This window comes from Actinoallomurus purpureus (genome assembly GCF_024055795.1).
GTDB lineage: Bacteria > Actinomycetota > Actinomycetes > Streptosporangiales > Streptosporangiaceae > Actinoallomurus > Actinoallomurus purpureus.
On sequence record NZ_JAMXMY010000001.1, the window covers coordinates 1 to 13,476 of the forward strand.

Sequence of the window (13,476 nt, forward strand, 5' to 3'; positions counted from 1 at the left end):
CAGGTCATGGTGCAGGCCTGCCTGGCGGCCGAACCGGTCCGAGAGCATTCCCAGCAGCGGCATCCCGGCGACGTAGCCGAGGAGGAAGGCCGTGACGACCAGGCTGGCGTGCTCGATGTGGTTGACCGGTACGCCGAGGTCGCCGACCATCGTCACCAGGACGGTGACGACGACGTACGCGTCGACGGCGGCGAGCAGGACGACCAGCCCGCCGGCGCCGAGGGCGATCCGCCGGGAGCCGCCCGGCCGGGGTTCCGTGGAGGTCACTGCGCCGGCGCGGTGATCGAGAACGGTTTGTTGAAGTCCGCGAAGGTGACCGTCGCCGTGCCGGGCTTGCCGCCGTTCTTCGACGGCACCTTCACGTCGGCCTTCAGCACGCGGTGGTCCGCCTTGGCGATCCACAGCTCCGCGGGCGTATCGGCCGAGACGCCCGGGACGAGCCGGGACAACGGCGCCTGGGCGAGCGTCGCGTCGACCCGGTAGCAGTCCTGCCCGGCGACCTTCTGCCGGCCCTTCGTGCTCGGGTTCTTCGCCGTCGTCAGCAGCTGCACGAGCCCTCGGTCCGGATCCAGGACGGCGGAGGGGTCGTAGATCCCCGCCACCCGGGACAGCGGCTGCTGCTGCCACCCCCCGGTCAGCCCCTTCAGGTGCACCGTCTTGCCGAGGACGACGAAGTCCAGCTGGATCGGCAGGCCGAGCTCGGTGATCTGGACCGAGCCCTGGGCGTTGCCGCCCCGCAGCAGCTTCGCGTCCGCGCTCTTGGCCTTGACCTGCGGATCACCGGAGGTGCGGAGCGAGAAGGCGAGGCTGGTCACGGCCCGTGTCGCGGTGGCCGCCTGCTGGAGCAGCGTCCCGCCGGGCGGGTACTTCTCCGATCCGCCTCCGCCGCAGCCGGTGGCCAGGGCGAACGTGAGCGCGACGAGGCAGGCGAGCTGCGCCCGGAATGATGACATAAGGGAAAACATAGCGATCCCGGGGGTGGGGGAGTAGGCGCCTGGTCGCTTCCCGGCGCGGACGATGTCCCGTACGGCGACGCCTCCGTGCCGCAGGCGGTGATGACGGCGGTCCATGACCGAGTCGGGCGAAACGCCCGCCTCTCGGGTGGTTCGTCCTTACACTCCCGACCGTGGAGAACCACGCCGAGGTGCTGGTCGTCGACGACGACCCGATGGTGGCCGAAGTGGTCACCGCATACCTGACCCGCGCCGGCCTGCGGGTCCGCCGCGCGGCCGACGGTCCGTCGGCGGTGGCGTCGGCCGAGGCGCACCTCCCGGACCTCGTGGTGCTCGACCTGATGCTGCCTGGTCTGGACGGTTTCGAGGTGTACCGGCGGATCCGCGAACTCGGGCCGGTCCCGGTCATCATGCTCACCGCGCGCGGCACGGAGGGCGACCGGGTACGCGGGCTGGAGCTCGGGGCGGACGACTACGTGACCAAGCCGTTCAGCCCCCGAGAGCTCGTGCTTCGGGCCCGGTCGGTGCTGCGCCGCGCGTATCCCGCCCCGGCGGAGGCGCCCGAGGCGCCGCCGGCCCCCGAGAGCCGGACCATCGGGGACCTCACCCTCGACGCCGCCGGACGCCGCGCCGTCAAGGCCGGGGAGCCGCTGACGCTGACGGGCCGGGAGTTCGACCTGCTGGGCTTCTTCGCCGACCACCCCGGGCAGGTCTTCACCCGGACCGAGCTGCTCCAGCACGGCTGGGGCTGGGAGTTCGGCGACGAGTCGACCGTCACGGTGCACGTCCGGCGGCTCCGCGAGAAGATCGAGGACGACCCCCACCAGCCCCGGCTCATCGTCACGGTCTGGGGGGTCGGTTACCGCTTCGACCCGGGACCGGGTGCCGCCGGGACGGGGACGTCCGATGAGTGACGACGTCTGCGTCGTCGTCATCGGCGGGGGCTCCGCCGCCGCGGTCGGGATCGTCGGTCTGGCCATCATGCGAGCGCTGCGCGGCCGGTCCCTGCGGCTCGCGCTCTTCGTCCTGGCGGTCGCCAGCGTGCTGGCGATGGTGGCCGGCACGGTGGTCGCCGCCGAGGAGATGTTCATCTCCCCGGAGGACTTCGGCGTCGTCCTCACCGTCTGTGCCGCCTCCGGGGTGGTCGCCTCGGCCATGGCCCTGCTGCTGTCGCGCGCCATGGTCGCCGACAGCCGCACGCTGCGCCGCGCCGTACGGGCCCTGGGGCACGGGGCCGCACCGGGCGGCGGAACGATGCTGTCGACGGCGGAGATGGGCGAGCTCAGCAGGGAGCTCAGCCTCACCAGTGCGCGGCTCGCCCGGTCCCGCGAGCGCGAGCGTAGCCTCGAACGCTCCCGCCGGGAGCTCGTCGCGTGGGTCTCCCACGATCTGCGGACGCCGCTCGCCGGGCTCCGGGCGATGGTGGAGGCGCTGGAGGACGGCGTGGCCCCCCAGCCCGCCCGCTATCACACGCAGATGCGCCTCGCGGTCGACCGCCTGTCCGGCATGGTCGACGACCTGTTCATGCTGTCGCGCATCCACGCGGGGGCGCTGGCCCTCTCCCCGGAATGGGTAACCCTCGCCGACCTGGTCGATCAGGCGGTGGCCGGCACCAACCCGCTGGCCCGCGCGCAGGGCGTCCTGCTCGGTGCCGAGATCAGCGACCCGGTCGTCGTACGGGCCGACGTCCGAGAGCTCTCCCGGGTCCTGACCAACCTGGTGGTCAACGCGATCCGGCACACGCCGTCCGCCGGTTCCGTGCTCGTCGAGGCGGGCCGACGCGACCAGCACGCCGTACTCGCGGTGTCCGACGCGTGCGGCGGCATCCCGCCCGACGACCTGGGTCGTGTCTTCGACGTCGCGTGGCGCGGCACGGCGGCGCGCACGCCCGAACCCGCCACCGGGGCGGGCCTGGGCCTGGCGATCGTACGCGGTATCGTCGAGGCGCACTCCGGCGCGGTCGAGGTACGCAACACCGACCACGGCTGCCGGTTCGAGGTCCGGCTCCCCCTGTCCACGGCCGCGTACGGCGCGTGACGACTGGCCCTCGTTTCCGCACGTCACAGCCGGAGGCGACGCCGTGGTCCACACCGCGGCGAAATATTACGAGATTCGAACACGGCCCCCGATGAGCCCTGCGGGCCACGGCCGCTCCCTACATTCCTCAGCGGCACCACCGGTGCGCGATCGCGAAGTTCACGGGGGGCGACGCGCACGGCGGTCCATCGGGCGGCCCCACAGCGGGGCCGCGTACGACGGACGAAGGAGCGACCCCGTGAAGACATCGACGAAGCTCAGCGGCGTCACCCTGGCGGGGCTCACCACCGCCGGCGTGGCGATCGCCGCGATCGGATCCGGCCCGTCCACCACGGTGGCCCGGAACGTCGGCCAGAGCCGTCACTTCACCGCGGCCGGCGACGCCGGTCAGGTTGCCGTCCGGCCCTCGGATACCGCCCCGCACCGGTCGAGACCCGCGCGCGTGGCGCTGACCTCACGCTACGCCGTCACGAACGTGCGGGCGGGACACTCCGTCGCGGTCCTGCGCAAGATCGGTCGCCGGTGGCGCGCCGTGGGCACGCTGCGCTCGACCGACCGGCGGGTGTGGGGCGCCACCGTCCCCGTCCGCCGCCCGACCACGGTGGTCGCCGTGGCGGGGCACCGCGCCGTGACCCTCATCGTGCCGCCGCGAGCCGTCGTGGTCGTCGCCGACAACGGCCGGATCGGCGTGGTCGGGTGGCGCTTCCTCAAGAGGGTCGTGGCCGTCACCCCGACCGCGCCGCCTACCACGGCCCCGACACCGACTCCGAGCGGTTCGCAGTCTCCCGTCGTCGGCGGTCTGCAGAACCGGGTCTCCACGAAATGGTGACGCGCCGCACCGCGTGACCTGAGCCAGGTCACCCAGCGACTCCCGCGGAAACGCCGCGCGCCCCCTCCACCGGTCACTCGAGAGGACACCGAATGTCGTTCATGGAAAGGTCGAACTGGCAGGACCCGAACCACCCGCGGCGGTTCCGGTTGTTCATCCCGCTCGCGGTGGCACTGGTCCTCGCCGTCGGCGCGGTCGTGGCCCTCACCACGAAGGTGGGGCTCACCGCGTTCGGCGGCGCACCCAACTGCGCGAGCGCGAGCGCCACACCGACCGCCCGAACACCCCGGACCGGCGCCGGCCGGCGCCGGATCCCGCAGAAGGGCGCCGAGGAGGTGAAGGTCGGTGCCACGCCGGCCGCCTCCCCGACCGACTCCCCCTCCGGCGGGGCGTCGGCGGCCCCCTCCACCGGGACCGGTACGGCGGACCCCGGCGGCGCACCGCCCAGCGGTGCGGCGAGCGCGGACCCGGGGACCGCCGCTCCCTCCCCGGCCGGCCGGGGAGCCAGGCCCCTCGCGGCCGCCCCGGCGGCGGCGCCGTCCACCGGCAGCGCCATGCCGGACGCGAGTGCCGCACCGTCGGCGGGGACCGCCATGCCGGACGCGGGGGCCGCCCCGTCCACCGGAACCGCCATGCCGGACACCGGAGCGATGCCGAGCGCGAGCGGCTCGGCGGGTACGGCCATGCCCGCTCCGAGCACGAGCGCGGGCTCCGGCAGTGCCGCTCCGGCCACCCGTAATCGGGGGAGCGCCACGCCGAGCTCGTGCCCGACCCCGACGGGCGGCGCCGCGGCGGCCGACCCCAACGCGAACTGCACGCTGATCGTTCCTGCCAACCCGCTGAGCGCCCGCGGCCTGGCCACGCCGTACCGGCTGACCGCCACCGACGCGGCGATGGGCCCCTGCAACGAGGCGAACGTCAACCAGTCGGCGTTCGTGCAGGCGACGATCATCGATCGGGCGACCGGCAAGTTGTCGGTCTACGACCCGCTCGTGATCGACCAGGGGACGCAACCCGCCGCCGCACCGGTGACGCCGGCCCTTCCGGCGGGCGCCGTCGTCGGCATCTGGTTCGGCTACAACGGCGACAACCTCACCCTGCGCGGCGCCGGAGGCGCACTGCAGCAGGGAAGGTGCGTGGGCGGCCTGAACGGCTCGGTCTTCGGGCAGTTCGCCTACTGCAACGCCTCGGCGTTCTTCACCGCCGCCAACGCCGCGATCAGGGCCGGAAGACTGACCGTGCCGGCGCTGGGAACGGCGAAGGACGGCATGCCCTGCATGTCGACGCGGGACTTCGCGCTCATCGACCAGGACCAGAGCGACAACGTCACGACGACGTACCTGGCGACCGGGAACGGAAGGACCGCGCAGAATACGGCGGCGAACAAGGGCCGGCTCGCAGGCGCCCAGACGCTCGCCAACCCGAGTGACAACGCGCTGCTCGACGTCTTCGTCGACCCGGCCCTCGGCTGCACACCGTGGACGGCTCCCGACCTCGCCAACCCCGGCACCGTGGCGACGTCGCTGGCGCTGGACGAGCTCCAGGCCGCCGCCCACCAGAAGGCACCGAGCGCGCTCGTGCCCCTGAACAACCCGATGACCATGGTGAACGACCAGATGAGCACGGCGAAGACGAACCTCTACCGCGCCGGGGTCGACCAGGCCGCCCTGCCCGCCGGGCAGACGCCGGCGGTCTACTGCCGCACCATGGACACCGTCCAGGCCGCCCGGCTGCAGAAGAACATGCAACTGCTGGCGGGGCAGGCCAGCCCGATGCCGGCGGCGGCCAACAGCCTGTTCACCTTCCTGGGGATGCGGCTCCAGCAGTCGTTCGGCAACCTCAACTGCCAGAACTTCGGCCTGACCAACCCCGTCGCGAAGCTCACGATGAACGGCGACGTCGTCACCGCCGTCACCTTCGCCGGCAACGGCAACCAGGGCGGCAACGGCGGCAACGGCAACGGCGGAGGCAAGGGCGGGAAGGGAGGCGGACGCCATCACGGGCCCGGACCGCAGAACTGACCGGCCGCCCACCGGTCCACCGCCCGGGCGCCGACAAGACGCCTGAGCAGTAATCGTCCGTCGTCCCGGCCGGCCCGCCCCGGCCGGGACGACGGCATGCAGGGGCCCGACACGTGAGCACCTCTCTGCCCGGCGCGTTCCCCCTGTGTATGAAGATCGAACAGGGCGTCTGCGGGCTCCTCCTCATCGGCGTCGCCGGGATCCTCAACGGCTGGCTGTAGTCACCGCACGGGGAGTTCCGCGATTCGGCCGGCGACGGACGCAGAGGGTCCCCTTATGGTGGTGTCCGGAGGCGGCGAGAGCCGTCCGTGAAGTGGGCCCTCGCACTTCCGCGGACGCGTCGTCGCGATTGAGGATCGGGGGATTCTCGTGAATGCGGTGGACCGTGCCGGGCCGTACGTCCTGTCGCTCTTCCGAATGATCGTTGCCTTCCTGTTCGCGTGTCATGGCGCCGCGTCGCTGTTCGGGGTGCTCGGCGGGGCGCCCGGCCGAGGCGGCGCGTTGCCGGCCGGCAGCTGGCCCGGGTGGTGGGCGGCCCTCATCGAGCTCGTCGGGGGAGTCCTCGTGCTGGTGGGTCTCGGCACCCGCGTCGCCGCCCTGATCTGCTCGGGGACGATGGCCTACGCCTACTTCACCGTCCACCAGTCACGGGCGCTCTTCCCGATCCAGAACGTCGGAGAGCTCGCCGTGCTCTTCTGCTGGGCGTTCCTCCTGCTCGCGGTCTACGGCCCCGGGCCCTGGGCCCTGGAACGGCTCGCCGCACCGGCCGTGCGCCGTCGCGTCTCCGGGTGACCGCCCTCACCGGCCGAGCCGGTGGCCGGTCGTGACGTCCACGTGGTCGGGCAGCGGGTCGTGCCGATCGCCGACCGAGAGCGTGGACGCCGGTTCGAACGTCCGCCCGAGCGGCGGACTCGTAGAGCATCTTCCAGAACGTCTTCTCCCGCAGGGAGACGTCCAGCCGACACAGGGCGCCGATCTGGCTCTCGGAGAGGGCCTTGGTGCGGTCCGGCGGGCTCGGCCCGCATCTCCGGCAGGACCGGGTCGTCGATTGCGGCGATGGGGAAGACGGGCGGCTTTGCGCCCCGCCGGGCCGATCCGGTTGGCGCGGTTTCGCCGGCGAACATCCATCCCCACGTCGTCAGCGAAATCCGGTAGATCCGTGCGGAGGACTTCGCGATCCCGGCACCGGTGAGGTACCGCTCGACCGCTGCGGTGTACGTGGCCGGAGGGGCAGACAGGGGCACCACCCGGGCGCGCGGCACACGTAGCGCGCCCCCGGCCCCAGGTTCGGTCATTCGTTCGATCGTCACGCTCGTCCCGCCTCCCAGTGCCGCCGCAGTAGATGCGTACACCTCGCCCTGGCGGCCGGGACGCCCTGCCGCAGGTCGTGAAGATCACCGTAGAGGCTCCGTCGCAGTAAATCCGATATTTACTGCGGTAGTTCTTCCGAGCCCTGTTGGGCGGCCGCGGTGAGCCGGTCGGCGAGGTTCTTAAGGGCCCCTCGTAGTTCGTCGGGGTGGTGGATGGTGAAGGGCCATTCCAGGGAGGCGAGCATGTGTGCCATGCCGTCCAGGCGTTCTGCCCGTGCGTGCACGAGGACACCGGTGGGCTCGGCGGTGAGGGTCACAGCTGAGCGAGGCAGCCGACGGGCGATCGCATCGAGGGGGCCGTGGATCGTCACCTCGACCTGCCAGCGGTAGGACCCCTGGGCCAGGTTCGAGGTCAGGTGGGCGACGGGGTCGAAGCCGTCGGGGGCGGTGAAGCGGCCGGTCCGGGGGGTGACGGAAGTGATGCGGTCGATGCGGAAGGTCCGCAGGCTGTCGCGGAGGTGGTCGTGGCCGACGACGTACCAGCGCCCGGTGTGGAAGATCACGCCGTAGGGGTCGATGTCGCGTTCGGTGTGTTCCTGGCGCCAGGACTGGTGGCTAATGCCGACGGTCGTGCGGGCGCGGGAGGCCTGGGCCAGGGCCAGCAGGACGCCGGGTTCGGGTGCCTGCCCGATCACGGCGTTGGCGGTGAACGAGAGGGTCTCTCGCATCGCGGCGAGCGGTTCGCGCAGGGCGTGCGGGAGCATCCGCTCGATCTTGACCAGGGCACCGGCACTGGCCGGCGCGGCCGTGCCCATGCCCAGACGTTCTGCTGCGAGCAGGCCAAGGACGACGGCGAGAGCCTCGTCGTTGGTGAGGACCAGTGGTGGCATCCGGTAACCGCGGGCCAGGCGGTAGCCGCCGTAGCGGCCGCGTTCCGCCTCCACAGGGATGCCCAGTTCCCGCAGATGGGCGGCGTACCGGCGCACCGTGCGGACGTCGGTGTCCAGGCGGCCTGCCAGCTCCGCCCCGGTGAGCTGGGCATTCGACTGGAGGAGTTCCAGCAGGGTCAGCACACGGGTGAGGGGATGTGTCATGGATCACTCGACATTTCAGGGCGGGATCTGTCCTGTATTTACTTTACGCTCCCCGCAGCACACCTCACTTCTGGGAGATCACATGGCCACCTTCGTACTCGTTCCCGGTGCCTGCCTCGGGGCGTGGGCCTGGGAAGACACCGTCCGCGCTCTGCGGAAGCAGGGCCACACTGCGCTGTCACTGACGCTGACGGGCCTGGCCGAGCACGCCGACCAGGGCGGACCGCAGACGGACCTGGATACGCACATCGCGGATATCACCGGATTCGTTGAGCGCAACGATCTACGCGACGTCACGCTGGTCGCCCACAGCTATGCGGCTGCCCCGGTGACCGGCGCAGCCGGACGTCTCGGTAACCGGCTGGAGCGCGTGGTCTACGTGGACAGCGCTCCGTTCGCCGCGGGCATGTGCATGCTGGACCTCATGCCACCGCAGGCAGCAGACCAGCTGCGCCAGCAGGTCGCCGCTTCCGGTGATGGGTGGCGGCTGTCCTTTGAGGCGATCCTGGGCTTGTCCAGCAGCCTTGACGGGCTCAACGAGGACCAGCTGGACGTTCTGCGCGCACGTGCCACCCCTCAGCCGTTCGGCACCTACACCCGGCACCTAGCCGGCCCGGCCGAGCCTGGTGCCGATGTGGACCGTGTCCTGATCGCTTGCCATGACTTCACGGGCCTGCTGGATGCCGGAATGCCGATGCTGGCCTTCCTGAACCAGCCGCCGTGGCGACGCTTCGACCTGCCCACGGGACACTGGCCGATGCTGTCGGCGCCCACTGAACTTGCCGACATCCTCGACACGGCCGTCTCCTGACCGCGCCGGACCACGAGATACACAGCCCGATGCTTGACTGTGAGAGCGTCCGCCGGCTGCGGGCCCGTGCGCAGGCCCTGGCCGGCGGTACACGGGAGGCCTCGGCCGAGGCCGTCGTCCGACGGGTCTTCGCCATCCAGGCCCAGGACGCCGCGGCCGCCGACCTGGGCATTCGGGTACGCGGGCGGGACATCACTCCCCGAGCCGTCCGCGCAGCGTACGAGGAAGAGCAGAGCATTGTCCGCGGCTGGTACATGCGCGGCACCCTGCATACCATCCCCAGCGACGACGCCCGCTGGGTCCTGCGGCTGCTCGCCCCCAGAATCCTCGCCGCAACCAGCCGCCGCTACCAGCAGCTGGGCCTGAACGACGATCTGCGCCAGCGCGCCGACCATCTCCTTCGGCGCGTCCTCACCACGCACGGCCCACTTACCCGGGCCGAGCTGACCGAGCACCTCTCCACCCTCGGTATCCCGCCGGACGGGCAGGCGCCTTTCCACCTGATCCGCCACGCCGCGCTCACCGGCATCCTCTGTCACGGCCCGCAACGTGCCGGTGAGGCCACGTATGTGCTGCTCGACGACTGGCTGCCCATCACCAGGGGCGCCCAGTGGGAAGGAGACGCTGCTCTTGCCGAGCTGGCCCGCCGCTACTTGGCCGCGCACGCCCCCGCCGCCTTGGAAGATTTCGCCGTCTGGTCCGGGCTGCCGGTCACCTGGGCCCGCAGGGCATGGAAAATGCTGGCGGAATCCGGCGTGATTACCGAGTACGGCGCGTTGACCATGCGCGCCGGGCGTGTGGAGGAACCCACGGGCCCGTCTGACACCCCAGACGTTCGCATGCTGCCCGCCTACGACAACTACCTGGTCGGCTACCGCACCCGCGACGTATCCGTCCCCGCTCTCCACCAGGCCGGAGTGTGGCCGGGAGGCGGCATCATCCGGCCCACCGTCATTGCCGACGGGCTGGCCATCGCCACCTGGACCCGTGGTTCCGGCGCGCGCTGCATCCAGGTGGATGCGTTCGGGTCTGTCCCGCCTCAGATCGAGCTGGGAATCGACATGGAGAAGGCGTCCGTCGTTCGCTTCCTGAAGCCCACCGCATAACCGAACCGCAGCCCAATCCAAAGGAACGGGGCCTACGCCAGACTCATGCGCGCTCGTGCCGAGGACCGGGCACGAGGCACGGTCACGGGCCGTGTGAGGTCGAGCCGCTTGTCCATGTCGAGTCGGAAAGTTCCGTAGGGGTTGATGTTCGACCAGAACAGTGCCGTCAGCCCCCGCCGGTCCTCCTCCGACAACTTCTCCGCCCAGGCTGGCTCGGCGAGAACCTGCTGGAGGAGCAGGGTGTTGACATGCACGAGCGCGGACTGGAGCAGGTGCAGGGCGAGCATGGTGGCGGCCGGAGCGCTCGACGGCCGCCGCGCCACGACGCACTGGCAGTGGGCCGACCTGTTCACCGCCCGTCACCCGGACGTCCGGCTCATCCCGGACGTCCTCTTCGTCGACGACGGTGACGTTCTCACCGCCGCCGGGAGCGCGGCGGCCCTGGACCTCGGCCTGTACCTGGTCCGCCGTGACAACGGAGCCGAGATCGCCAACGCGGTGAGCCGCCGCCTGGTGTTCGCGGCGCATCGCGACGGCGGCCAGCGGCAGTTCATCGAGCAGCCCGTCCCGCACGTGCCGGACGCGTCCCTGGCGCCGGTACTGGCCTGGGCGCGAGAGAACCTGGACCGGCCGCTCACGGTGGCGGACCTCGCGACGCGGGCGGCGGTCAGCCCCGCCACCCTGCACCGGCGCTTCCAACGCGAGCTCGGCACCACGCCGTTGGCGTGGCTCACCGCCGAGCGGGTGGCGCTGGCCTGCCGGCTGATCGAACGCGGCGAACCACGGCTGGAGGCCGTCGCCCGCGCCACCGGGCTGGGGACCGGGGCGAACCTGCGGATCCAGCTGCGCCGGCACACGGGCCTGAGCCCGTCGGCCTACCGTCGCCGGTTCGGGTCGGACGAGGGTACGGTCCCGGCGGCCGGCCGCCTCGTCAGCGCCCCGTCCAGTCGAGGCAGACGATGACGGCGTCGTCGGTCGGTTGCGTGCCCCGGTGGCGCTCGACGAACCATCGACGGGCTCGCCAGACTGAACACCTGAGCGCGGGGCGTGCTCGGGTGGGTGGCACCCGAGCACGCGCCCGGCGATCACCAGGTGAGCGGCAGGCGGTGCACTCCGTAGATGACCATGTCGTGCCGCAACGGGACCTCCTCGGGCGGCACGGCCAGGCGCAGTTCGGGGAAGCGCGCGAAGAGGGCCGGGTAGGCGACCTTCATCTCCGCGCGGGCCAGTTGCTGGCCCAGACACTGGTGGAAGCCGTGTCCGAACGCGACGTGCTGCGCCGGCGGCCGGGTGATGTCGAGCCGGTCGGGGTCGGGATAGTGTTCCGGATCCCGGTTCGCGGCGGCGAGCGACGCCACCACTGTCTCGCCCGCGTTGATCAGCCGCCCGCCGATCACCACGTCCTCCCGGGCGACGCGCACGATCCCGAACTGCACGATGCTGAGATAGCGCAGCAGTTCCTCCACCGCGCCGTCGATCAGTTCCGGCCGCTCGCGCAGCGCCCGCAGCTGGTCCGGCCGCGTCAGCAGGGTGAGCGTCCCCAGGGCCAGCATGTTGGCCGTCGTCTCGTGCCCGGCCACGAGCAGCAGCAGCCCGACGCCGGTCAGCTCGTCGGTGGTGAAAGAGCTGTCCGGGTCGTGGACGAGACTGCCGAGCAGCGCGTCGTCGGGCTCCTGGCGCTTGCGCTCGACGAGGCCGCGGATGTAGGCCCAGAGCGCGTCCCGGGCCGCGAACACCGACTCCTCGTCCCCGCCGATCCGCAGCAGCGTGGCGGTCCAGTCCTGGAAGGCGGCGCGATCCTCGTACGGGACGCCGAGCAGCTCACAGATGACGAGAGAGGGGATCGGCAGCGCGAACGCCGGGACGAGGTCGACCGGCGGCCCGGTGCGCTCCATCGCGTCGAGGTGCTCGGCGACGATCCGCTCGATCCGCGGGGTCAGCTCGCGCATCCGCCGTGTCGTGAACCAGTGGGTGAGGATCCGGCGATAGCGGGTGTGCTCGGGAGCGTCCATGCCGATGAAGGACCCGGCGCGGAAGACGGGCTCGCCGGGGCGGACGGGGAACGACCGGACGGGCGACGAGGCCCGCAGCCGGTTCGAGCTGAACCGCTGGTCCGAGAGCAGCGCCCGGACGTCCTCGTGCCGGGTCAGCAGCCAGCCGACCTTCCCGTCCGGGAAGGCGAGCCGGCTGACGGGATCCTCCTCCCGTAGCAGGCGGTACTCGTCGGGCGGGTCGAACGGGCGTTCACGGCGGGTCGGCAGCGATGGCGGCGTTGTCACGGACATGCGGGCACCTCCTGCGCTCGAAGCCCGGCCCGCGGATGCGGCACCGGAGGTGCGCCGGTCGGTGGTACGGCCGGTGTCCCCAGCGCCGGCCGCCCGCAGCCATGTGGGCCCGGACGGCAGGCCGAGCGACCATTTCCCAGCTTATGTCGATATGTGTGCTTTACATAGACCGGACCGGACCACGGGGCGCATCGGCTCCGGCGCCACCCTGCCAGGCGTCCCGGATCCGCTCGGCGGCGTCGGCGGCCTGGCGGGTTCCAGCCTCGTACGACGCCTGCCAGGCCGCACGGTCGTGCAGGTCGGGACCGAATACCTCGATCGTCGCGCGGTCGGGGACGATCCGCAGGACGTCACGGGAGACCTCGGCCGCGACATCCGCCGGGAACAGGTGCGCCAGCGGCTCGACGAGGACCAGGACGCCTGCGCCGTCGGCGAGGTCGGTGTTGCTCCCACCGGCGAGCGCGCCGTCCATGTAACGCCGGCCGTTGACGGTGATCGGCGGGTAGACGCCCGGCATGGCGCAGCTCGCCGCCACGGCGGCCACCAGCGGGGCGCCGTCGGCGCGGGCCCAGACCCGGCGCTCACCGGTCTCCACGTCCACCGTCGTGATCAGCAGCTCCCGCTCCGGCCAGTCACCAACGCCGGTGAGCGCGGCCATCCGGGACCGGTGTGCCTCCTCGTCGCCGACCTCGGAGGCGAGGGCGATCCGGCCGACCCGCCGCCGGGCGTCCGCGGGGTCCAGGCTTCGATCACCGAGCACCGCGAACACCTCGTTGAGCCGTGCGGGGTCCACTGCCGGGGCGGAGGCCTGCGAATCGGCCGGGCTCGGGAGGGAACCGAGCCGTTCCAGGTCCCGTCCGGTCGCGAGCATCGCGCCGACGATCGCGCCGGCCGAGGTGCCGACGATCAGGTCGGCCTCGGTCAGGTCCACGCCCGCACGCCGCAGGCCGACGGACAGGCCGGCCGTCCAGGCCGTGCCGACGACGCCTCCAGGGCCGAGGACCAGTGCCTTCGTCTTCGTCATGATCAT

The 13,476-nt window shown here is 72.0% G+C and carries 13 protein-coding genes and 1 pseudogene; 8 read left to right on the top strand and 6 right to left on the bottom strand.

The window, feature by feature from the left end; genetic code table 11:
- Both NE236_RS00005 and NE236_RS00010 read right to left on the bottom strand, forming a co-directional pair.
- Positions 1 to 267 (bottom strand): MFS transporter (locus NE236_RS00005; RefSeq protein WP_252839652.1); only part of this gene is annotated, 267 nt, incomplete at its 3' end.
- The gene (locus NE236_RS00010) at positions 264 to 953 is read right to left on the bottom strand and encodes an LppX_LprAFG lipoprotein (RefSeq protein WP_252839653.1); all 690 of its coding nucleotides are present in this window, start codon (positions 951 to 953) and stop codon (positions 264 to 266) included. The genes NE236_RS00005 and NE236_RS00010, both read right to left, overlap by 4 nt.
- 173 nt (positions 954 to 1,126) lie before the next feature.
- Between NE236_RS00010 and NE236_RS00015 the strand changes: the two genes are divergently transcribed.
- The 5 genes from NE236_RS00015 to NE236_RS00035 all read left to right on the top strand — a co-directional run bounded on the left by NE236_RS00015 (position 1,127) and on the right by NE236_RS00035 (position 6,632).
- Complete coding sequence (locus NE236_RS00015) at positions 1,127 to 1,867, top strand: response regulator transcription factor (RefSeq protein WP_308209028.1); 741 nt, start codon at positions 1,127 to 1,129, stop codon at positions 1,865 to 1,867.
- Positions 1,860 to 2,990 (top strand): sensor histidine kinase, encoded by a 1,131-nt coding sequence (locus NE236_RS00020; RefSeq protein WP_252839654.1) that lies wholly within the window; start codon positions 1,860 to 1,862, stop codon positions 2,988 to 2,990. The genes NE236_RS00015 and NE236_RS00020 overlap by 8 nt, the downstream gene beginning before the upstream one ends.
- Positions 2,991 to 3,228: 238 nt before the next feature.
- The gene (locus tag NE236_RS00025) at positions 3,229 to 3,819 is read left to right on the top strand and encodes a hypothetical protein (protein WP_252839655.1); all 591 of its coding nucleotides are present in this window, start codon (positions 3,229 to 3,231) and stop codon (positions 3,817 to 3,819) included.
- Positions 3,820 to 3,911: 92 nt separating this feature from the next.
- Positions 3,912 to 5,840 (top strand): hypothetical protein, encoded by a 1,929-nt coding sequence (locus NE236_RS00030; RefSeq protein ID WP_252839656.1) that lies wholly within the window; start codon positions 3,912 to 3,914, stop codon positions 5,838 to 5,840.
- Between the two features lie 369 nt (positions 5,841 to 6,209).
- Positions 6,210 to 6,632: a DoxX family protein gene (locus NE236_RS00035; RefSeq protein ID WP_252839657.1), complete on the top strand. Its 423-nt coding sequence runs from the start codon at positions 6,210 to 6,212 to the stop codon at positions 6,630 to 6,632.
- Between the two features lie 637 nt (positions 6,633 to 7,269).
- Here NE236_RS00035 and NE236_RS00040 read toward each other — a convergent pair.
- A complete protein-coding gene (locus tag NE236_RS00040) occupies positions 7,270 to 8,244 on the bottom strand; it encodes a helix-turn-helix transcriptional regulator (protein WP_252839658.1) in 975 nt (324 codons plus the stop codon).
- 82 nt (positions 8,245 to 8,326) lie between these two features.
- Here NE236_RS00040 and NE236_RS00045 point away from each other — a divergent pair, with 82 nt between their 5' ends.
- Both NE236_RS00045 and NE236_RS00050 read left to right on the top strand, forming a co-directional pair.
- The gene (locus NE236_RS00045) at positions 8,327 to 9,055 is read left to right on the top strand and encodes an alpha/beta fold hydrolase (RefSeq protein ID WP_252839659.1); all 729 of its coding nucleotides are present in this window, start codon (positions 8,327 to 8,329) and stop codon (positions 9,053 to 9,055) included.
- Positions 9,056 to 9,084: 29 nt separating this feature from the next.
- Entirely contained in the window at positions 9,085 to 10,161 is a 1,077-nt protein-coding gene (locus NE236_RS00050; protein ID WP_252839660.1) for a winged helix DNA-binding domain-containing protein, read from the top strand.
- Between the two features lie 32 nt (positions 10,162 to 10,193).
- Here the strand turns inward: NE236_RS00050 and NE236_RS00055 are convergent.
- A pseudogene (locus tag NE236_RS00055) lies at positions 10,194 to 10,451 on the bottom strand (Tn3 family transposase); the annotation flags it as partial.
- On the opposite strand from NE236_RS00055, the gene NE236_RS00060 reads away from it, so the two are divergent.
- Positions 10,447 to 11,124, top strand: a complete 678-nt coding sequence (locus tag NE236_RS00060) for a helix-turn-helix domain-containing protein (RefSeq protein WP_252839662.1) — start codon at positions 10,447 to 10,449, stop codon at positions 11,122 to 11,124. The pseudogene NE236_RS00055 and the gene NE236_RS00060 sit on opposite strands and share 5 nt — an antisense overlap.
- 122 nt (positions 11,125 to 11,246) lie before the next feature.
- Here NE236_RS00060 and NE236_RS00065 read toward each other — a convergent pair whose 3' ends face one another.
- Positions 11,247 to 12,446, bottom strand: a complete 1,200-nt coding sequence (locus NE236_RS00065; RefSeq protein ID WP_252839663.1) for a cytochrome P450 — start codon at positions 12,444 to 12,446, stop codon at positions 11,247 to 11,249.
- Between the two features lie 160 nt (positions 12,447 to 12,606).
- On the bottom strand, positions 12,607 to 13,470 hold the full coding sequence (locus NE236_RS00070; protein ID WP_252839664.1) for a patatin-like phospholipase family protein: 864 nt from the start codon (positions 13,468 to 13,470) through the stop codon (positions 12,607 to 12,609).
- Positions 13,471 to 13,476: the final 6 nt, after the last annotated feature.

Excerpts from the sequence above, each read along its gene's own strand:
- NE236_RS00020 (WP_252839654.1), top strand. The coding sequence starts at position 1,860 with ATGAGTGACGACGTCTGCGTCGTCGTCATCGGCGGGGGCTCCGCCGCC.
- NE236_RS00010 (WP_252839653.1), bottom strand. The coding sequence starts at position 953 with ATGTCATCATTCCGGGCGCAGCTCGCCTGCCTCGTCGCGCTCACGTTC.
- NE236_RS00030 (WP_252839656.1), top strand. The coding sequence starts at position 3,912 with ATGTCGTTCATGGAAAGGTCGAACTGGCAGGACCCGAACCACCCGCGG.
- NE236_RS00050 (WP_252839660.1), top strand. The coding sequence starts at position 9,085 with ATGCTTGACTGTGAGAGCGTCCGCCGGCTGCGGGCCCGTGCGCAGGCC.
- NE236_RS00045 (WP_252839659.1), top strand. The coding sequence starts at position 8,327 with ATGGCCACCTTCGTACTCGTTCCCGGTGCCTGCCTCGGGGCGTGGGCC.
- NE236_RS00040 (WP_252839658.1), bottom strand. The coding sequence starts at position 8,244 with ATGACACATCCCCTCACCCGTGTGCTGACCCTGCTGGAACTCCTCCAG.
- NE236_RS00065 (WP_252839663.1), bottom strand. The coding sequence starts at position 12,446 with ATGTCCGTGACAACGCCGCCATCGCTGCCGACCCGCCGTGAACGCCCG.
- NE236_RS00060 (WP_252839662.1), top strand. The coding sequence starts at position 10,447 with ATGGTGGCGGCCGGAGCGCTCGACGGCCGCCGCGCCACGACGCACTGG.
- NE236_RS00070 (WP_252839664.1), bottom strand. The coding sequence starts at position 13,470 with ATGACGAAGACGAAGGCACTGGTCCTCGGCCCTGGAGGCGTCGTCGGC.